We start from the raw sequence: 21,215 nt of genomic DNA on the forward strand, positions 1-21,215 counted from the left end.
CTTTTGGCGTCTTCATAAGATATGATTATTATCTGTAATGTGCACTATTTTTATGTTTCAGGTAGGAGCTTAGATTGTAAATAATTCTAAGAACCTGTTCGAAATTTTTTGTGTTCGCTGGTACTTCGTCAACAACAGGCTCAAAATTCCGCCCATTTTTTCCTCGTCTGAGCACAGCGAAAAAGATTTAGAACAGGCTCTAAGAACCTGTTCCAAACTAGGAGCCGCTGTTGTTAAGCAGCGGATGAAATAGGGTTAGTTGTGGGATGTCTTAATAAAATTCATTGTTCCAGTGTTAATTCATTCATCGCTGCAATGTTGAAACCACCATCAACATACAGGATCTCACCGGTAATACCTGCGGCGAGGTCAGAACAGAGAAAAGCGGCGGGGTTGCCGACATCTTCGAGAGTGACAGTACGGCACATTGGGGTAACGGCTTCACAGTGGTCCAACATTTTACGAAAATTCTTAATACCGGATGCTGCTAGGGTACGTATTGGCCCTGCCGAAATACCGTTGACGCGGATACCTTGTGGTCCCATTGCGTTTGCCATATAGCGCACATTGGCTTCCAACGATGCTTTTGCCAAGCCCATCACATTGTAATTAGGGATCGCGCGTTCAGCACCCAAATACGTTAGTGTCAGCAGTGCTGATTTTTCTTTTAGCATGGGGCGGCAGGCTTTAGCCATCGCTACAAAGCTGTAAGAGCTGATATCGTGCGCGATAGCAAAGCCTTCGCGGGTAACGGCATTAACGTAATCGCCATCGAGCTGATCGCGAGGGGCGAAAGCGATGGAATGTACCAGACCATCAAATGCAGGCCATTTTTCTTTTAATTTTTCGAATAGCTCAGTGATGCTTGCATCTTTTGCAACATCGCAGGGAAAAGTCAGCTTTGAATCTAGCTTGTCAGCGAATTCTTCTACACGTCTTTTAAGTTGATCGTTCTGATAGGTAAATGCCAATTCAGCGCCTTGGCGACGCATTGCCTGCGCGATGCCGTAGGCAATGGAAAGTTTGCTGGCTACACCAGTGATGAGAATGCGTTTGCCGGTAAGAAACCCCATAGCAGTAATCCTTGTGGTCGTTTTATTAGAATTGTTCGGTTATAAACTGAACGAGGCAATTCTAGCACGCTTTATCAGGATTGAGGGTGTCTGTGAAACTTGTTTTATCCCGGTTATCTTTCTATAAACAAGAAACTATTATTAGTAAGATTTAATGATAAGTTAGGAGACTATAATGTTTCTTTTAAACTGGGGAGATAACCTATGTACAGTAATGAAGACATTGAATCCGCTGTTGTTGCACAGGCGATTAGCCCGCAAGCGGCGCAGGCGCTGCGTGATCATGTGGATAATATGCGTAAGACATCAGCAGTCGATGAGGAAAGTTTTCGTTTGCTTGCTGGATTTAATGATATTTTTGTGGTGATTGCCAGTCTGTTACTTTTAGGTGCGACATTCGTACTTGGCGGCGCCTATCATCGGTGGCTTGGCGGTCTACTGTGTGCAGGCGTGGCATGGGGGTTGGCGGAATATTTTGTCCGTAAGCGTCATATGGCACTACCTGCTGTTGTGCTGTTACTCGCTTTTATCGTTGCTATCGGTTCTGTGCCGATTTATGGCTATGGCATTAAAGATGCTGTTATTCGCTGGATTATTGCCATTTTACTGACGGCTTTAGCCGCGTTACTCCATTGGCGACGTTTTCATATTCCTATTACTTTGGCGGCCGGCGTGGGTGTTGTTGTTTGGGGAGTTTTATCTGTTTTTCTGATGGTGTTTCCTGTACTGGAAAATATGATGCCGAAGCTGATATTTGGCTCTGGTTTGCTGGTATTTGCCTTCGCCATGTATTGGGATGTCTCGGATATTCAGCGTCAAACTCGGCGGGCTGATGTGGCTTTCTGGCTTCACTTGTTAGCCGCCCCGATGTTAGTTCATCCGCTTTTTATTACCATGTTGGGGGAGGGGGATGTCAGGTTGCTGAACACGCTATTGGTATTAATATTTTATGTGTTAATGGCGTTTTTTTCACTGGCGATTGACCGACGTGCACTTATGGTATCCGCGCTTGGCTATGTTCTTTATGCTTTTACATCACTCTTGGATAAAAGTGGCTTTGTTAGCCTGAGTTTTGCCATCACAGCGTTGATAGCCGGTTCAGCTTTACTGTTGTTATCTGCTTTTTGGCATCAGAGTCGTGGCTTTGTGCTAGGTTTACTGCCATTGTCGGTTTGCCGTTATTTTCCGCGTTGCTATCCGGGCAGGGCTGGGCTTTAATCTCTTAAAAGCCGTCACCATCACAGCGCCAAGCGTCCGCAGTGAGTGCTTCGCCAAAATGGCTAGCAACCAAACGTTTGGTCTGCTCATGTAGGGGAGCGGCTAATACTTCGGCTGTACTGCCACGTTCCACGACTTCTCCTTTATGCATGACGATGACTTGATCACTGATGTGTTTCATCATGCCCAGATGGTGAGTGACGTAAATATAAGCTATACCGTGTTTTTCCTGTAATTCCAACATTAGATTGATAATTTGTGAACGTATTGACATATCGAGCGAGGCTAGCGCCTCATCGGCAACAATCACTTTAGGCCGCAGAATGAGCGCACGCGCTAGCGCAATACGTTGTTTTTGTCCTGATGCCAGCATGTGAGGGTAATAGTCAGCGTGGTTCGGTAAAAGCCCAACTTGACGTAGTGTGTGATAAATACGTTGTTCACGCGCCGCCGCATCGAGTGTTGTATTTAATTTCAGTGGGATATCGAGGAGCTGACCAATCCGTTGGCGTGGATTCAGTGAAGTACTAGGATCTTGGAATATCATACGGATATGTTGACTGCGATACGCATAATCACCGTAACTAAGGCGGTGGCCATCGATTAATAGCTCTCCGGTGCTAGGTTTAGTCACGCCAGAGAGCATTTTTGCTAGCGTTGATTTACCTGAGCCGTTTTCACCAATGATAGCCAGTGTGTGGCCTTTTCGTAACGTGAAATTCACTGACTTTACTGCTTCAATAACATGCTGACGCCGTAATAATCCGCTACGATAGCCAAACTTTTTACTCAAGTTACGCACTTCGAATAGCATTTCTACCATTTATTTATCCTCCAGATTCAGTGGAAAATGGCAAGCAAAAGCATGGTTTTTTATCTGTCGTAGCCGTGGTGTTTCAATACAGTTCTTTTTTGCATAGGGGCAACGGGGCCCTAGACGACAGCCGATAGGTAAATGCTCTAATGAGGGGATAGCACCAGGTAATGTATTAAGGCGGCTTTTATGAGGCAGTGAACGACCAAAATCAGGCATTGAGCGTATTAATGCTTGGGTATAAGGATGGTGTGGAGTTGCAAGCAGATCGTCGCGCATGGCACTTTCTACCGTTTGGCCGCAATATAGCACGTTGATTCTGTCTGCCCATTGACTCATAAATTGTAGATCGTGACTGATGAGTAAAATCGTCGTCTTATTGTTTTTGTTTAAGCGTGTGAGTAGGCGGAAAATTTGTGCTTGAGTGGTGGACTCCATCGTATTGGTCGGTTCATCGGCAATCAGTAGTCGTGGTTGATTGGCTAATGCGATAGCAATCATCACTTTTTGGCATTCCCCTCTGTCAATTGGTAGGGATAGCTGTTCATAATATCTTCATGGTCTTTGATGCCAACTCGATGGAGTAATTCAATGGCTCGCCGCTTACGCCAATGAAAACGTTGCCACCATTGGCCTTTGTAAGTCCAGTCAGGTATTGACTGAATTAACTGTTTGCCAATTTTCTCTGAAGGATCCAGGCAGGATTGTGGTTCCTGAAATATCATCGAGATATTGTGCCCGATCAGCTTACGTCGTTCGTGTACGGATAAGCGTAATAGATCAATATTATTAAAATGAAAACGGTCTGCAGTGATCTTCCAATTTTCATTGTTGACATCACAGATCGCTTTAGCAATCAAACTTTTACCTGAACCAGACTCACCAACTAACCCACGTACCTCGCCTTCTGTCAGCATAATACTGATCCTGTCGACTGCTTTTATCGCCCCGGTGGGTGTTGTAAACTCGATAGTGAGATTGCGGATATCAAGTAACGCCATTTATTTAACGCCTTTATTTATTGCCCGATGCATACCATCGCCCAGTAAATTAACCATCAATGCACTGATGAAAATAGCAGATCCCGGTACGATAACTGTCCAGGGAGCGATATAGAGCAGCTCTAGTGAGTCTCCCAGCATAGCACCCCATTCAGACGAAGGTAACTGGGCACCTAAATTCAAAAAGCCTAGCGCTGCAATATCAAGGATGGCTATTGATAAAGCACGGGTAAACTCAGTCACTAGTATTGCCACGATATTGGGAAAAATAGCATAGATCAAAATATAGTATGTCGACGCGCCATCTAAGCGGGCTGCAACGACATATTCTTTACCCATTTTATCATTAACTGCACTATAGATTGTGCGTACCATACGTGGTAATAGTGCTAACCAGACGGCAAATAGGGTATGTTGTAAGCTTGGCCCAGAAAAAGCCACGACAATGATAGCAAGCAGTAGGGAGGGAATGCATAGTAGTGTATCTAACAGATGATTGAGTATTGCTGATCGCAAGCCGTGGGTAATACCTGCTAATACACCAAGTAATAAGCCACCACATACGGCTGCGAGCGTGACCAACAGTGCTGAACCGAAAGTAGAAGAGGTACCTGTTAATAAACGGCTAAGAACATCACGTCCTAGATCGTCGGTACCGAGAAAGAAAGACACATCACCATATCGTGACCAGGAAGGTGGTAGCAATTGATAACCTAAAAATTGTTGCTCCAAGGTGTAAGGTGCCAGTATATTGCCAAAGAAGCACAGTAATATCAGGCTGAGTACTCCGTAGAAACCAATCATGGCCAGCATGTCAGAATGAAAATTGTGCCAGATGTAATGGAGCGGACTCGGCGTTTTCTTTTCACAGTAGATATTATCAGATCCCATACCATTCCCTGTGTTTTAGTGGTGTCATCATCATCCCCAAAATATCTGATATTACGTTAATCATAACGACTAGCGCTCCAATGACCATAACCGCTGCTGAGATAGCGGTGTAATCTTGCTGGCGGATAGCGGTGATTAACCAGCGACCCAAGCCAGGCCAGTTAAATACGATTTCGGTAAGCATTGCTAAGGTTAACATCGCCGAAACTTGTAACCCCAATTTGGGGATAATCGGTGGCAGCGCGTTATGTAGTAAGTGACGATGAATGATCGTCAGTTTTGATAAACCACGGGTTGCTGCCGCTTTAATGTAGTTTTGACCAATAATTTCATCGGTACTGGTACGCATTAGGCGTATTATCTCGGTAATGGGGGCGATGGCCAGAGTGACCGTTGGCAAAAGCATATGTTTCAGGGTGCTGGTTATTATCTCTTTGCGATAGGGAGAATCAGATAACCAAGCATCGACCAATGCGAGTCCGGTAACAGGTTTGACTTGATACAATAAATCAAAGCGACCTGATACAGGCAACCAGCCAAGATTTACCGAAAAAAGTAGCATCAATAATAAAGCTAGCCAGAACACTGGGATGGAAAAACCGATCAATGCCAGAAGACTAATAATGAAATCTGTCATTTTACCGCGTTGCATGCCGGCAAGAATGCCCAGCGGAATACCAATAAGTAACGCTAGCAAAAAAGTCAGAATACATAATTCCATGGTGGCGGGAAGGGCAGCTTGTAGTTGTTCATTGATTGGTTGATTATTTATATTGGAAATGCCGAAATCACACTGCAATAGTTTATTGAAATAGAATAAATAATCGTCAATTAGCGCTGTGCTGTTGAGTGCTTCATCATCAAAGGGAAGAAAAGTCACACTAAAACTGACCAAGGACAGCATAAACAGTGTTATTAGCAGCAGTAATAATCGGCGTAATATAAAGATAATCATGGTTTTTTGCTCTCATCACTGTCTCGAAATACGCCGGCAAAAGAAGCACTACCAAACGTGCTCAAGATCAAGCCCTTAATATCGTGACGATAAGCCTGTAATCGCAGGGATGACGCGAGGGGTAGCACGGGTAATTGTTGTTCGAGTATATGTTGTGCCTGTTGATAGTAATGGATACGTTCGGCACGTTGCTGGGTTTGTAAGGCATCTTGCAATAGCGTGTCGAATTGAGGATCACACCAATGAGAATAATTTGCTTGAGAATTAATTGCAGCACAACTTAATATGGGTCGAAAAAAGCTGTCGGGATCATTACTGTCTGTTGCCCAGCCAGATAGTATCAAATCATGGCTCATTTCCATTTTCTGATGTCTCTCGTGAAAGTGGCCTTCAACCGGAATAATATTTACTGTAATTCCTATTTGTGCCAGATCTGCTTGGATAAGTTCCGCAGTTTTTAATGGACTAGGATTGTAAGAGCGGGTAGCAGTAGGAACCCATAAACTGAGTTCAAGCTGTTTAATACCCAGCTGTTGCAAGATTTTTCTGGCCTGGTTTGGATTGTATTGTGTTATTTGTGCTTGACTATCATAAGCCCAGGAAGCACGAGGTAAGATAGAAGTTGCGGCCTCTGCTGTTCCGTAATAGATGGCCTGCATCAAACGTTGACGATTAATCGCGAGGGCGATGGCATGGCGAATATTGACATTATTTAAGGGCGGCTTGAGGGTATTAAACGACAGGTAAGCTAAATTCATCCCTGGTCGTAGTGTCAGGCGTAAACGTGGATCATTACGCAAAATTGTTAACTGATTGGCAGCGGGGTAGGCGAGTACGTCACATTCCCCGGTCAGTAATTTGGAGAGGCGCCCTGTGCCGCTGACACCTAAGTCGATAACGACTTGCTGCATACGGGGTAAACCTCGCCAGTACTGATTATGGCGGAACAAACGAATATATTGACCTGAACGATATTCATTGAGCATAAATGGCCCTGTACCAATGGGTTCTTGATCAATTTGTTGTTGCTTATTTTTTTTCGTCAGTTTGTCTGCATATTCTGCGGATAATATCGGAGCATAATGTGTTGCAAGGTGCGAAAGGAACGAAGCATCCGGTGCTTTTAAGTGGAATTCAACACGATAGTCATCTAATTTTTTAATACTGCGCACGGTTTTGGCGAATTGCAAACTATCAAAGTAGGGATACTTGCTGCCATTGACATGATGATAGTGTTGTTCTCGATTCAATATACGCTGAAAGCTAAAAATCACGTCATCAGCATTCATCATTCGACTCGGGGTGAACCAGGCTGTGGTCTGAAAAGCAACCTCTTTACGTAGCTGAAAACGGTAAGTTGTTCCGTTATCTAGCATTTGCCATTTTTCTGCCAGTTCTGGAACAAGTTGATAGGTATAGGGATCGATAGCCAGGAGGCGGTCATACAATTGTGTTGCTAAGGTATCCACGGCCAGACCACCGCTCGACATTTGTGGATTAAAGGTATGAAAGATCCCGTTAATACAATAAACAAAACCGTGCTGGTGGACGTCTTTTTGCACAGATTGTGTCACTGGCGCAGATTGTACCAGTATGGGGATGGCTAAATAAGTTAGCGATAGTACCCAAATAATCAGAGCATGCATAAATATGCTTCAGTAATAAAAGAACGATAAACTTATTGTATCGTAATTTAACTATCCCCCAATTCATTAGACATTTTTTAAAATTTATCTGTTTGAGTATGTGAGCACTGAGTGTGTCATTCATGATGATTTTGAAGGTGTTTGGCAAAAAAGCAGAAGCTTGTGGTAGCGTAGGCTGAAAGTGTTAGTATTGGTCAACAGAAGGCAACCAATTAGCGATAAGAACCGATTCGAGATCTCTTGCGCTCGCTAATATAAGGTCAATCCGAATGCATTTAAAAATAGATAGTAACTACCTTGATGATTTAATGGCAGAAGCTAAGGATATTGATAGGGCGATTGATGTAGGTAAGATCAATAATTGTGATGGATTTAATCAGATAGTGGCGGTTAGTAGCAAACTGCGTCAAACACTCGAACAGGCTCGTAAATTGGCGGTGTTGAATGCGCCGTTGCTATTGATTGGTGAGACAGGTACGGGTAAAGACCTGCTGGCGCGCGCCTGTCATCTAGGGAGCCCACGGGGTAAAAAACCATTTTTGGGCCTTAATTGTGCGTCCTTACCTGATGACGTGGTAGAAAGTGAACTTTTTGGTTACGCTGCTGGTGCTTATCCGAATGCGGCGGAAGGCAAAAAAGGTTTTTTTGAACAAGCCAATGGAGGCTCGGTTCTACTAGATGAAATAGGTGAAATGTCGCCACGGATGCAAATAAAATTATTGCGCTTTCTCAATGATGGTACTTTCCGTCGAGTGGGTGAAGAGCAAGAAGTACATGTCGATGTCAGGGTAATTTGTGCGACACAAAAAAATTTGCTAGCGCTGATCCGATGTGGAGAATTCCGCCAGGATCTTTACTATCGGCTTAATGTCCTCAGGATCACTTTACCGCCGTTGCGCGAACGGCCAGAAGATATCATGCCGTTGACGGAATTATTTGTGGAAAAATTTTCATCTGAGCAAGGTATGCATCGACCTAAATTATCATCTGAACTGAGTGGTTTTTTAGGTCGTTATGCTTGGCCTGGTAACGTACGTCAATTGAAAAATGTCATTTATCGTGCGTTGACACAGTTACAGGGTTTTGAATTGCGACCACAGGACGTTCTGTTACCAGAATTTGAAGTCGAAACTGTTTTGACCGATGATATGTTGCAAGGCTCTTTTGACGAAATCAGTAAACGTTTTGAACGCCTGGTGTTGACACGTCTGTATGGTGATTATCCGAGTACGCGAAAACTGGCTAAACGGCTTGGTGTTTCCCATACGGCGATAGCGAATAAATTGCGCGAACACGGGCTACGCGGTCGACCCGTGTCTACAGTAGAAAACGTAAAAGCAGAAAATAAGAAAATGGCAGGCAAATGCGAGTGAATAAGGATAGTACGATGAATAAAGAGCGCTGGTTTATGCCGAGTGAGGAACAGCCTCACCAACGTACTTGGATGGCTTTTAGTGTCAATAACGCCTGGGGTGGGCAGTATTTAGCTGAAATACAAGAAAATATCGCCACCATTGCGTTAGCTATTGCCAGATATGAAACCGTCACCATGTTAGTCGACCCGAAAGATCATGCTATTGCGCAACGATTAGTCGCTGAGGGTGATGTTGAGCTGCTTATTTGTCCTTTAGATGATATATGGATACGCGATAGCGGCCCGGTATTTGTCATTAACCAACAGGGTGATAAGGTGGCGGCTATCGACTTTAACTTCAATGGATGGGGTAATAAGCAACAACATGCTCTTGATGCTAAAGTGGCTCAATTTATCGTTGAAAAAGCAGGTGTTAAACCGATTAAGACGAGGTTAGTGCTAGAAGGTGGAGGGATTGAAGTCGACGGCGATGGAACCGCAATAATCACCGAAAGCTGTGTGATTAATAGCAACCGTAATGCTGCTATCAGTAAAGAACAATGCGAGCAAGAACTTAAACAGTTACTGGGTCTGGAAAAAATAATCTGGCTGCCGGGGATAAAAAATAAAGACATTACTGATGGTCATACTGATGGTTACGTCAGATTTGTCAGACCTGGTGCTGTAGTTGCAGGTTATGAGCCGAATACGCAATCTTACGATCATTTGGTAACTCAGCGTCATCTTGATATTCTGCGTCACTCAACAGATGCCAAAGGGCGTCAGCTAGATGTAGTGGTTCTCGAGGCACCGGCAACCTTACGCGATAAATATGCCAGTAATCAATTTTTCGCCAGTTATATCAATTATTATGTTTGCAATAAAGCGGTGATTGTCCCCGCATTTGGTGATGTTAACGCCGATAATGCCGCCGTAGATAAGTTAAAACGACTGTATCCTCAACGTGAGATTGTTGCGATAAATATTGATGCTGTTGCCAGTGGTGGCGGTGGGATCCATTGTGTAACACAACAGGAGCCGAAGACTAAATAAAAATATACAGATGCTGCATATGCACCTGTATATAAAATATATCGCTGTCCAGCCCCAATGACTTATTTTAAGGATTGGTTTTTTCAAACTTCATGCGGATTTCACTCTTACCTTCATCATCGAGCTGATATTCACAATAATAAATTTTATTGTGTAGGGTTGGGGTGCGTCCGTTTTTTTGCAACGACTTAGCTACAGAATGCTTTTTGTCTGTTCTGGCATCAAATCCTTTCCATTGACAGTCCGTGGCTGAAGGCGCGCAATAAACCATACTGGTGATGCCGCGTTCGGTTTCCGTTTATGTTGCAACGATTTCATTTTTCATTGGGCACTGAATACTTTCAGTTTTACCCGCGAAAACGCCTGTTGTGGCTAACGCACAGAAAACCCCAATAAATATATTTTTGTTCATTGAAAATAATCCTTATTCTAACAAGAGATAAGTTAACGCCTTCGATTTTTTGATGCGTATTCGTTACATATTTATTACGCGCGCTGAATTTAACACAATGTTAACATTTTATCCCAACATTTTTTATACCAGTCAGTATTATTTTTTATACTGGTTAGTACTGCCTGGTATAAATAAAAACCCGGTTTTATGGTGTTTGAGGTGTTGCTGGAGTCGATTCTGTTGGCTCAGGAGGATAATCGACTGCTTCTTCATTTTCCTCTGGTTCGCTGGATAAGCCAAATAACGCCATAAACTCTTGTAGGGATAATTTTCTATCGTTTAGATCGATTTTATTATCAGCATAGTGAAAGCGACTACTGATAGCATCATCGGTATTTGTGGTTAATTTAAACATTTTTCCCATAGCAGCCAAACCTTGCACTTGCTGTTCGGCGAGTTTTTGTGATTCTTCCGGGCTATAGCCTTCCAATAAGGCGGTTTGCATGGTCAAATCAGTTGCCATCGCCAGCGGGATGGTTAATGTAGCATCTACCTTTTTTATACTGTGTGCTAAAAACGCTGTCGAAGACGGCGTATTTGCTGTAGCGAGATCAGTATCCATTAATTCTACATTGATATTTAATGTACTTTCACCTTTACTGTTCTTCCAACTCAAAGGCGAAATATTTAAAATGGGGTTGCCTTTTAAGAGTGTAGGTAACTGAGCAAAAAGTATTTCGGATAGCTGCTGTGCTTCAAAATCTTCACCTTGTTGTAACGCCTGTAATGCTTCTTGATTGTAGGCCTCGACAAATTTCTTCGTTGCTTCACCGTCTAAACGATCTAAGCTAAGCACCAATTGACCGGAGCCAAAATCATGTCCTTTGATTTTTAACGCATCCAACGAATAGCTAAGTTTACCATTGAGATTTTTATCTGATTCACCGAGGGATGTATTAAGGGAAAAACCGTCCAGGGTAGTGATATTCTTGCCGTCAGTATCGAATGCTATCTGTTTAATGGTGAATTGTTGATCGCCCATGCCAATATCAAATTTGCCAGGATGATGGGTAATTTTCAACGCTAATCCTTGCAGGCTATATTGTTCCAATTGGTTATGCTGATCTTTACTGGTGAAAACCAAACTGTCACTCTTAGCGTTTAGCACCAGATTGCGTAAATCTTGAGAAACATCAGCATTGATAGTCGCTCCGGAGAAGCGCAGAGTAGCGGTGTTTTGTTGTGATTCGATAGGTATGATGTTGAGCGTTGATGAAATATCCCCTCGATAAGAAAAACGCGAAACGGCATTTAAGGGGGACTGACCTTTAGTTATCTCGAATAATTCTTTTATTACGGGGCTATTTTCTAATTCGGAGTGAACCAGCGCCATACTCGGGATAAAATTAAACTGTTTTAACTGAGCCAATGGGAAAGGGCCATGATCTATCGTTTCGATAAAAATAATTTTGTCATCTTTTCCTAACCATTTTTCATCGGCGTTGTTCGCATTGGAAGAATTTGTATCTAGTTGAAAAACATAGCGAAAATTGCTGCTAAATAGACCGCGTTGATAATCCTGATAAGATAATTTAATACCGGCTTCCGGTATATTTTTTTTTAACAACAAGTTTGATTCAGCCACTACTTGTTCTATATGTTGCTCGATTAATTTACCGGTATACCAGGAAGCAGCTGTCCATGCAGAGCCAACTATGGCCATAATACCAATAGCTACTAGCGATTTTTTCATCATTCTATTTTTATCCTTTTTTAATTTTAACACCTGTATGGAGCATGAAATACCTCCGCAAGGATAATATTGTGTATACAACGGGGATATATTAACAAAAAATTAGCAAAATTTATTATTAGAACCTGTTCGAAATCTCTTTTTCTCGCCGTGTTTTGGTCAAGTAATTCGTCAAAAACGCGCTCAAAATGCTCAGTGACTCTCTGTAAACTGCGTTTTTTCGTGAGTTTCTTCTTCGTCTGAGCGTCGCTCAAGAAGATTTGGAACAGGTTCTTAGAGCCGATTATGAGCGATTAAAAACTCTGGCAATCCGTCCGTAGCCGTAGACATTGATGGGAGACTCATCAGCGACGATAAAGCAAGACTCACCTGGTTGTAAATGTAGTTTTTGAGCAGATTTTTCTCGTGTGCTTAATTTTTCGAGAATGGCCTCGCCCTCGATACAAAATATAATGGCGGCGCTTTTTTGTGTTATTACCTGCGACGTAACGCTAAGATCATGAATAGAAAACGAAAAATCTCGCACAGGGATAGGAAAGATTAACTCATTTTCCTGGTGTAATGGTGTTGTTAGCAAATCTTTGACCGGCTTGGCAATAAATTTCAGGTTTGCCATTAACTCAGGGATATCGATAAATTTTTCGGTTAGACCGGCGCGTAATACGTTATCTGAATTAGCCATTACCTCTAATGCTACTCCATTGAGGTATGCGTGTGGTGTTTGAGCAGATAAAAACATCGCTTCACCAGGCTGTAGCATAACGACGTTGAGTAGTAATGGCGAGAATAAACCGCTGTCTTCTGGATAGAATTGAGCAATATTGCGAACTGTGTCCCAAGGTTCACCTTGTTGATGATTTAACGCTGATTTTAACACCGTCAATGCTCGGTTTTTTGTCTGACCTGTCATATCGAGTAAACTGGCGAATAATTTGGCTAGATTCGCTGTGTTTTGATTCTGCAAAAATACAGCAACATCAGGGTGAGCTGTCGACACCGGTTGCAGTAGGGTGTTCATATCTTCCATAGTACGAAAGCCATTCATCGCATGAAAGGGTGTTAGTGCATAGACCAGTTCGGGTTTATGATTAGCATCCTTGTAATTGCGATTTGGCGCATCGAGCGGAATATCTGCGGCATTTTCCTTAGCGAACCCGATTTCAGCGGCTCTTTTACTAGGATGAACTTGAATCGATAATGGTTGTGCAGCACACAATACCTTAAACAAAAAAGGCAATTCACCGTAATCAGCGGCATTACCCAGACAGCCTTGTACATCCTTTGCGATTAGCTCGAGCAATGAACAAGGTTGCCCATTAGCACCGATGACGTAAGAGCTATTCTTTGCATGTGCACCCATCCACAGTTCCGCCATGGGCTTTTTCTGTGGATTGGCAATACCATACAAGTGAGTTAAAGCATCAGTACTGCCCCAGGAATAATTTTGCACACTGTTGATCATTTTTTGCATAATTTTGTTCCATTATAATTTTTTGCTCCTTTGTAACTTTTGCAAGAGATTCTCGCAAGTTATTATATTAATCGCAAAATAAATTGTTTTAATATGACATGGTACCGATTCTGTACATCATCATGCTGGATAATGCAGGTGTTTTGAACGACGGTTTTGCAAGAAATCTATTTAATTTGTTAGAGGAGAAAGTAATGACCGCTACTCGCATAGAAAAAGACTCAATGGGACCCATTGAAGTAGCTAATGACCGTTTATGGGGAGCGCAAACTGAGCGTTCACTAAAGCATTTTGATATTTCGCAGGAAAAAATGCCTGAGGCACTGATTTATGCGTTAGCTGTGACCAAGCGTGCTGCAGCGGAAGTTAATATGAATTTAAAACTTTTGGACGAAAAAAAAGCGCAGGCCATTATTAAGGCCGCTGACGAGGTACTTGAGGGTAAGCATCCAGACGAATTCCCACTTTCTGTCTGGCAAACGGGATCCGGCACACAAACCAATATGAATATGAATGAAGTGTTGGGGAATCGTGCGAGCGAAATTTTGAAGGGTCAACGTGGTCAAGGTAGTCCAGTTCATCCGAACGATGATGTGAACAAAAGTCAAAGTTCTAACGACGTATTCCCTACGGCGATGCATATTGCAGCGGTGATGGGCATGCATAAAGATTTATTGCCAGCGTTGGAAAAATTACACCAGACACTGGTAGACAAAGAGCTCTCTTTCAAAGACATTGTTAAAATTGGGCGCACTCATCTACAGGATGCGACACCACTGACATTGGGGCAAGAGATATCTGGTTGGGCGGCAATGTTAGCACACAGCAAAACACACATTGAAGCGACAATCCCACATTTGTGCGAGCTGGCTTTGGGAGGCACTGCAGTTGGTACTGGATTAAATACACATCCTGACTATGCAGGACAGGTTGCACAAGAAATTGCAAAGTACACGAAACAACCTTTTGTTACTGCTCCTAATAAATTTGAAGCATTAGCAACTTGTGATGCGTTGGTTCATGGTCATGGTGCGTTAAAAGGTTTGGCTGCCTCATTAATGAAAATAGCCAATGATGTCCGTTGGTTATCATCGGGTCCACGCTGCGGTATTGGTGAAATATCCATTCCGGAAAATGAACCAGGTAGCTCCATCATGCCAGGCAAAGTTAATCCGACACAATGTGAAGCAATGACAATGCTTTGTGCTCAAGTGATGGGTAACGACGTCGCGATCAGCATCGGTGGTGCCTCCGGAAATTTTGAATTAAATGTGTTCCGTCCGATGATCATTCATAACTATTTACAATCTATCCGGTTATTAGCTGATGGTATTCGTGGTTTTGACCAGTTTTGTGCAATAGGTATTAAACCCAATAAAAAACGTATTACTCAACTACTTAATGACTCTTTGATGCTGGTAACGGCGCTGAACCCACACATTGGTTATGACAAAGCGGCCAAAATTGCCAAAAATGCGCATGAAACAGGAACGACGTTGAAGGCTTCTGCTCTGACGTTAGGATTAACTGAGGAAGAATTTGATCAATGGGTACGACCAGCAGATATGGTAGGCAGCGCAGTCAATAAAAACAATAACGAATAGAAAAAACTCACGCTGGGGAGCTGTTGTACCCAGCGTTTTTAGGCATCTTATCTTCTAATAATCTGTTCGAAATCTCTTAAGCGCAGAGAACAACAGTGACGATCAGGCCTGACAAGCCCGTACGCAAGCCAGTCTCAGTTGGCGCCATGTTAATGCGTATAAGGTATAACGTTATGTTGAAAAAGTCGCTGCGAAAATCACAGGACGCAGTGGCTTCTCCAATGATGAATAAATTTTACGCCGAAACATCACGTCATAGCATTCATTTTTCATCGTCTTATGAAACCGCTCACAGATACCATTAGTCTGCGGGCTGTATGCCTTGTTACACAGACAGATCTCAGAATACACCAAAACTCCGTGGATGCGTATAATGTATATTATGTTAAATTTTACCAGGAATAATCAAGAAATTGGCAACCTGCTGACCGCTATTACCAATTTCCATAAAACTCAGCGACTGTGCCTTACTTTTCAGATAATTTAAATAGGACGTGCAATCACATTACGGCTTCCCATTCGTACTTCAACAAGCTGTACTTCAATATTATCATTTTGGCGGAAAATCGTTTTTCCTTTGATTTGGACGCTTCCGGCTTCTTGGCTACAAGTCAACTCGTCGCGTACCGCATGAATGAATGATCCTGGAATAAAAGCCATTGCTCCGTTTTCCAATAAACGTACCCGCACCCCCCACGTGTGACGTCAATAATCTCAGCAGAAAACCGTCTATCAGTACCGGCCAGTGGTTGCAAATAACGAGCATACAGCCAATCTCCTACATCACGTTCCGCCATTCGGTTCAAACGACGGCGTTCTGCCAATTGAATACCGATCTCATCTTGTGGCTTATTTACCTGCTGACGATTGATAATCGCTTTTAACAGACGATGATTAACCATATCACCATATTTACGGATTGGCGAAGTCCAGGTTGCATAAGCTTCCAGACCTAATCCGAAATGTGGGCTGGGTTGAGTACTAATTTCTGCGAAGGTCTGAAAACGGCGGATACGACCATCAAGGAACGGTGTCGGTAAGGTATCTAGATGACGACGTAATTGGCAGAAACCTTCCAGGGTCAATAGAGCTTTGGGATCAGTATCAATGTCGTAAGTTTTAAGTACATTGCTTACTTGTTCAACCATGACTGGATCAAAGCCAGCATGCACATTATAGATACCAAAACCAAGCTCGGCGCGGAGCATGATTGCTGCACAAATGTTGGCAGCAATCATGCACTCTTCAACAATGCGGTTGGCAATACGACGTTGCTCAACGATGATGTCCAATACCTCACCTTTTTCACCCAGTGAAAAACGGTAGTCAGGGTGATCTTTAAACACCAAAGCATGTTGTCGACGCCACTTATCACGTGCATTACAGACGCGTTGTAACAGTGTGATCTGTGCTGTAATTTCGCTATTTTGTGGTTGCCAGTCACCCCGATTTTCCAACCAATCAGAAATCTGGTCATAAACTAGTTTGGCTTTTGATTCTATCCAAGCAACAGAAAATTGGATGTCATCACCCAAAGCGCCACTTGCTGTAATCGTCATTCTACAAACCAATACTGGACGGCGTTTATTGGGGTGTAGGGAACATAAATTTTCGGACAGATCCCTTGGTAGCATGGGGATATTAAAACCTGGTAGGTAATTAGTAAATCCACGTTGACGGGCGATATGATCCAGTTGACTATTTTCATCCACATAAGCGGTTGGATCGGCGATAGCAACCACCAATAGCATGGAACCATCACTTTTTTCTTCTACATAAAGTGCATCGTCCATATCTTCAGTGCTAGCACTATCAATAGTAATGAAATGGAGGTGAGTCAGATCTTCACGAACCATATCGGCTACGGGTTGTTGACCCTCTGGCATGGCCGGTGCTTCTCGCTCTAAGTTATAGCGTGCCAGCGTCACCCACCAAGGAGCAAAATGATCGTCACCATCAGTAATAAAGGCTGTGAGTTCAGAACTAAAAATACGATTATCCTTGAGGGGATGATGGCGCATTTCAGCTACTGCCCAGTCACCGTTCTGGAAATTGTGAGTGAGTTCAGGTGCTTTGCTACAAGGTATCGCATCTCTTAACAGTGGATGATCAGGGATAATAAATAAGCACTGGTCTGTTTTTTGTATTCGCCCTACAAAGCGAGATAAAAATGGTTCTACCAAGCTTTCTGGCTCAACAATTTCACGATTTTTATCGGTACGTAAAACGGCAAGCACGCGGTCACCGTGCATAACTTTTTTCATCTGTGGTGGAGGGATGAAATAACTTTTCTGCCCATCAACTTCAAGGAAGCCAAAGCTTTTTTCTGTACCTTTAACCACCCCTTCAATGCGGGGGTTTGAATATGTAATTGCTTTTTAAGCTGCGCCAGCAGCGGGTTATTTTGAAACATAGTGTCCAGTGAAAATCTGTTGAGTTAGGGAATTTACTGCCAATAGTTTTACGCGAATCAATAGCGTCGAGCAAGTGTCATGTCCGTTTTGTTTAAAATGCCATAATATTCTCCATAGTGATATCTGGCAGATTATTATATAACACATACTAATGTACAACTCCGTGATGTTATAACTATCGTGGCAATAAGTTGTTCATTTCTTGTCATGTTCCTGTTATAAATATCAATATGGCGCACCGGAGTGGCAGACAATCGTTGATATGTGACCCGCTACGGTGGAAGGACCGAATGTTGTCGATCTCGGCTGTGGATACGGATGGTTTAATGATAGATTTTTCCGTATATACCCGTGATCAATGAAGATGCTTGATTTTGAAGTCGATAAGGATCATGCTCATAGCCATGAAAATAGAGCTGACTGCTGACCAGAAAATTACCCTCGAAGCCCAACATCGTCAAAGCCATGACCGCCGTGTCTGTGACAGGATCCGGTGTGTTTTGTTGTCCGCAGACGGCTGGACTCCCCCTATGATTGCTCACTCACAGTTCATTAATGAAACCACGGTGCGGCGCCACCTTACAGACTATCATAAACTCAACAAGCTCAAGCCTGAAAATGGCGGCTCCGATGGCTATCTCAATGCGGAACAGACCACGTCGCTGGTTGAACATCTCACCCAGCAGCTCTACTACCACAATCACCAAATTGTGGCCTATATCGCTGGACGCTGGAACATCACCTTTACCGTATCAGGTCTGTATAAAGGGTTGAAGCAGCATGGCTTTAGCTATAAAAAGCCGAAAGGTGTTCCGCATAAATTTGACGTTGAGAAACAGCAGCAATTTATAAAGACCTACAGCGAATTGAAAGACGCCGCGGGTAATGACCCCATACTGTTTATTGATGCCGTTCATCCGACACAAACCACCAAAATAAGCTACGGCTGGATACGAAAAGGCCAGGATAAAACGATAGAGACCACCGGGAGCAGAACGCGGTTGAATATCATGGGAGCCTTGAACATCCAGAATGTGGCTAACCCCATAATCCGTGATGATGAGACGATTAACAGCGAAAATGTGGTTCACTTCCTGTCTGCCATTCGCGCGCATTATCCCATCACGACAACGGCACATGTGATCCTCGAGGGTGCAGGCTATCACCGTTCACAGCTTGTGCAAGACGCCGCGCTTACGTTGAATATCCAGCTTCATTACCTTCCGCCGTATAGCCCGAATCTAAACCCGATAGAGCGATTGTGGAAGGTGATGAATGAGCAAACACGAAACAATAGATATTACCCATCTAAACAGAGTTTTAAGAACGATATCTTAAACTTCTTTGAAGTGAAGCTACCACAAATGGCAAGTTCTCTGGTATCTCGCTTAAACGATAATTTCCAGGCGCTAAATCCTGCATCTTGATTTCACTTGGGTATAGAACTTAACTGGCAGGATAATTTTTTTCTTTAAATTCGCATAAATCTTCGATAAGACAGGAGCCACAACGGGGTTTGCGTGCAATACAACTGTAGCGACCATGCAGAATTAACCAATGGTGACAGTTTTGCTTAAATTCTGTGGGCACGACTTTAAGTAATTTTTCTTCGACTTGATCGACATTAGCCCCAGGTGCCAATCCCGTACGGTTAGATACTCGAAAAATATGCGTATCAACAGCGATAGTCGACCAGCCAAAAGCAGTATTGAGCACGACGTTTGCCGTTTTGCGCCCTACCCCCGGTAATGCTTCCAGTGCCTCCCGATCTTCTGGCACTTCTCCCTGGTGTTTTTCCAGTAATAAACGACAAGTTTTTATAATATTTTCTGCTTTAACATTGAATAAGCCAATGGTTTTAATATATTTCTTCACGCCTTCGACACCCAGTGTCAATAAACCTTGCGGTGTATTGGCCACCGGATAAAGCTTAGCCGTGGCTTTGTTGACGCCAATATCGGTTGCCTGTGCTGAAAGTAGTACTGCAATCAACAATTCAAACACTGTACCATAGGCTAATTCAGTAGCTGGATGCGGATTGTTGTCGCGCAGACGAGTAAAGATCGCAATACGTTTTCTTTGATTCATAAAATTTTTTCGCTGAGTTCATTCTGTAAAGGCGATGTGATGATTCGTGCTCTGGTTTGACGTATTTTTATTTTTTCATCAATCAGATATTTGCCGGCCAGTAGCAAGCCAAGCCCAATAAAGGCACCTGGTGGCAGCATCGCTAATAAAAAGGGACTATCCAGATGAATAACTTCGATGCGTAATATTTTAGCCCAATCACCTAGTAGCCTATCTGCACCATCAAACAATGTACCGTTGCCAAGAATTTCACGCAATGCGCCTAAAGCCAATAGCACCATCGTTGCACCCGACCCCATCGATATACCATCAAAGGCAGCAAGTGCTACCGGATTTTTTGAAGCATAGGCTTCCGCACGGCCGATGACAATACAGTTAGTGACGATCAGGGGAATAAATATCCCCAGCGATTGATAAAGTTCAAAAGTATAAGCGTTAATTAGCATCTGTACTGTGCTGACGACTGAAGCGATAATCATCACATAAATAGGGATACGAATTTCGTTAGGGATCCAACGGCGTAGAGCCGAGACCATGGTATTAGTACAAAACAAAACCAAGGTTGTTGCTAAACCCAGCCCCAATGCATTGGTGGCAGTGGATGAAACCGCCAGTAACGGACATAGTCCAAGCAGTTGCACCAACGCCGAGTTATTTTTCCATAACCCCTGAACCAGCAAATCTCTAATATTACTCATCGAGTGACCCACAAATTAGTTATTTCCACAAGGTGTCAACCTGGACAGTTTGGCGGGTATCGTTTTCAGATAAAGTACCGTATTTTTTACCGCTCGCACCACCGCTCTCGGCGTAATACTTGCCCCTGTAAATTGATCGAATATACCGCCGTCTTTTTTTATTGCCCAGTGACTATCCTTTTCTCCTATAACCTGCTGACCACTAAAACGCGTGATCCAGTCAGAGATACGAATATCAATTTTATCGCCTAATCCTGGGGTTTCGTGGTGTTCGATCACCCTGCTACCTAGCACCTTACCGTGAAAATCTGCACCAACCAATAAATGAATTGCCCCAGAATACCCATCAGGCGCTGTGGTCTCGATAGCAGCCGCGACAGGTTGTCCATGATTATTACGCGCTAGATAGAGGCGATGTGGAGTGAGATCACCTAAAGCAGAATCAGTGACAACGTAACATTCCTCTTGCATATTATTATTATAATTATTGATAGGGATGACCTCATCCAATAACATTTTTTGTTGCAACATTGTCTGTTTGGTGATAGTCGTTTCCGTCAGGGTATTGATAATGGCGGTCAGACCCGTTGTTAAGGCGGCAAATACCGCTAAAGTGACGCCGTAACTTTTTGTAGTGCTTAGCATGGTCAGTGGTGCTTGCATCTGGCTTCCTTAGAACCTGTTCGAAATCTCTTGTGCTCGCTGATCAAAATACTCATTTACTCCCTTTTTTGTACTTAAAAAGTAAACCGCATTTTTCCGCCCATTTTTTCCTCTTCTGAGCACAG

The 21,215-nt window shown here is 43.2% G+C and carries 15 protein-coding genes and 3 pseudogenes; 5 read left to right on the forward strand and 13 right to left on the reverse strand.

Features of this window, described 5'->3' with window-relative positions; translation table 11 throughout:
• Positions 1 to 281: 281 nt before the first annotated feature.
• Positions 282 to 1,073 carry an enoyl-ACP reductase FabI gene (gene fabI / locus CCS41_RS07710; RefSeq protein ID WP_072550793.1) on the reverse strand — a complete coding sequence of 264 codons (792 nt, stop codon included), beginning with the start codon at positions 1,071 to 1,073 and terminating at the stop codon, positions 282 to 284.
• Between the two features lie 204 nt (positions 1,074 to 1,277).
• Here fabI and CCS41_RS07715 point away from each other — a divergent pair, with 204 nt between their 5' ends.
• A complete protein-coding gene (locus CCS41_RS07715; RefSeq protein WP_072550792.1) occupies positions 1,278 to 2,291 on the forward strand; it encodes a hypothetical protein in 1,014 nt (337 codons plus the stop codon).
• Between the two features lie 4 nt (positions 2,292 to 2,295).
• On the opposite strand, the gene sapF is transcribed toward CCS41_RS07715, so the two are convergent.
• The 5 genes and pseudogenes from sapF to sapA all read right to left on the reverse strand — a co-directional run bounded on the left by sapF (position 2,296) and on the right by sapA (position 7,598).
• Entirely contained in the window at positions 2,296 to 3,114 is an 819-nt protein-coding gene (gene sapF / locus CCS41_RS07720; RefSeq protein WP_072550791.1) for a putrescine export ABC transporter ATP-binding protein SapF, read from the reverse strand.
• Positions 3,115 to 4,106, reverse strand: a pseudogene (gene sapD / locus CCS41_RS07725) (putrescine export ABC transporter ATP-binding protein SapD).
• Positions 4,107 to 4,997, reverse strand: coding sequence for a putrescine export ABC transporter permease SapC (sapC, locus tag CCS41_RS07730; RefSeq protein ID WP_072550789.1), 891 nt, complete (start codon positions 4,995 to 4,997; stop codon positions 4,107 to 4,109).
• Positions 4,987 to 5,952: a putrescine export ABC transporter permease SapB gene (gene sapB / locus CCS41_RS07735; protein ID WP_072550788.1), complete on the reverse strand. Its 966-nt coding sequence runs from the start codon at positions 5,950 to 5,952 to the stop codon at positions 4,987 to 4,989. The genes sapC and sapB overlap by 11 nt, the downstream gene beginning before the upstream one ends.
• Positions 5,949 to 7,598 (reverse strand): ABC transporter substrate-binding protein SapA, encoded by a 1,650-nt coding sequence (gene sapA, locus CCS41_RS07740; protein WP_072550787.1) that lies wholly within the window; start codon positions 7,596 to 7,598, stop codon positions 5,949 to 5,951. Before sapA ends, sapB begins: the two co-directional genes overlap by 4 nt.
• Positions 7,599 to 7,906: 308 nt before the next feature.
• Here sapA and tyrR point away from each other — a divergent pair, with 308 nt between their 5' ends.
• Together tyrR and CCS41_RS07750 are read left to right on the forward strand one after the other, a co-directional pair.
• Positions 7,907 to 8,971 carry a transcriptional regulator TyrR gene (gene tyrR / locus CCS41_RS07745; protein ID WP_072550804.1) on the forward strand — a complete coding sequence of 355 codons (1,065 nt, stop codon included), beginning with the start codon at positions 7,907 to 7,909 and terminating at the stop codon, positions 8,969 to 8,971.
• A gap of 14 nt (positions 8,972 to 8,985) precedes the next feature.
• Complete coding sequence (locus CCS41_RS07750; protein WP_205411404.1) at positions 8,986 to 10,005, forward strand: agmatine deiminase family protein; 1,020 nt, start codon at positions 8,986 to 8,988, stop codon at positions 10,003 to 10,005.
• A gap of 599 nt (positions 10,006 to 10,604) precedes the next feature.
• Here CCS41_RS07750 and CCS41_RS07760 read toward each other — a convergent pair.
• Positions 10,605 to 12,155 (reverse strand): YdgA family protein, encoded by a 1,551-nt coding sequence (locus tag CCS41_RS07760; protein WP_420836478.1) that lies wholly within the window; start codon positions 12,153 to 12,155, stop codon positions 10,605 to 10,607.
• A gap of 280 nt (positions 12,156 to 12,435) precedes the next feature.
• Positions 12,436 to 13,623 (reverse strand): mannose-6-phosphate isomerase, encoded by a 1,188-nt coding sequence (gene manA, locus CCS41_RS07765; RefSeq protein ID WP_072550784.1) that lies wholly within the window; start codon positions 13,621 to 13,623, stop codon positions 12,436 to 12,438.
• Positions 13,624 to 13,817: 194 nt separating this feature from the next.
• Here manA and fumC point away from each other — a divergent pair, with 194 nt between their 5' ends.
• Positions 13,818 to 15,227, forward strand: coding sequence for a class II fumarate hydratase (gene fumC, locus CCS41_RS07770; protein ID WP_072550783.1), 1,410 nt, complete (start codon positions 13,818 to 13,820; stop codon positions 15,225 to 15,227).
• Between the two features lie 213 nt (positions 15,228 to 15,440).
• On the opposite strand, the pseudogene CCS41_RS07775 reads toward fumC, so the two are convergent.
• Positions 15,441 to 15,551, reverse strand: a pseudogene (locus CCS41_RS07775) (integrase core domain-containing protein); the annotation flags it as partial.
• A gap of 159 nt (positions 15,552 to 15,710) precedes the next feature.
• A pseudogene (locus CCS41_RS07780) lies at positions 15,711 to 17,640 on the reverse strand (exoribonuclease II).
• Positions 17,641 to 18,045: 405 nt separating this feature from the next.
• Here CCS41_RS07780 and CCS41_RS07785 point away from each other — a divergent pair.
• Positions 18,046 to 19,068, forward strand: coding sequence for an IS630 family transposase (locus tag CCS41_RS07785; protein WP_119797455.1), 1,023 nt, complete (start codon positions 18,046 to 18,048; stop codon positions 19,066 to 19,068).
• A gap of 19 nt (positions 19,069 to 19,087) precedes the next feature.
• On the opposite strand, the gene nth is transcribed toward CCS41_RS07785, so the two are convergent.
• Genes nth through rsxG form a run of 3 tightly spaced genes read right to left on the reverse strand, consistent with a single transcriptional unit; the run spans position 19,088 to position 21,072 of the window.
• The gene (nth, locus tag CCS41_RS07790; RefSeq protein ID WP_072549635.1) at positions 19,088 to 19,729 is read right to left on the reverse strand and encodes an endonuclease III; all 642 of its coding nucleotides are present in this window, start codon (positions 19,727 to 19,729) and stop codon (positions 19,088 to 19,090) included.
• Complete coding sequence (locus tag CCS41_RS07795) at positions 19,726 to 20,427, reverse strand: electron transport complex subunit E (RefSeq protein WP_072549636.1); 702 nt, start codon at positions 20,425 to 20,427, stop codon at positions 19,726 to 19,728. Before CCS41_RS07795 ends, nth begins: the two co-directional genes overlap by 4 nt.
• Before the next feature lie 15 nt (positions 20,428 to 20,442).
• A complete protein-coding gene (gene rsxG / locus CCS41_RS07800) occupies positions 20,443 to 21,072 on the reverse strand; it encodes an electron transport complex subunit RsxG (RefSeq protein ID WP_072549708.1) in 630 nt (209 codons plus the stop codon).
• Positions 21,073 to 21,215: the final 143 nt, after the last annotated feature.

This window comes from Candidatus Fukatsuia symbiotica, from assembly GCF_003122425.1.
GTDB classification, from domain to species: domain Bacteria; phylum Pseudomonadota; class Gammaproteobacteria; order Enterobacterales; family Enterobacteriaceae; genus Fukatsuia; species Fukatsuia symbiotica.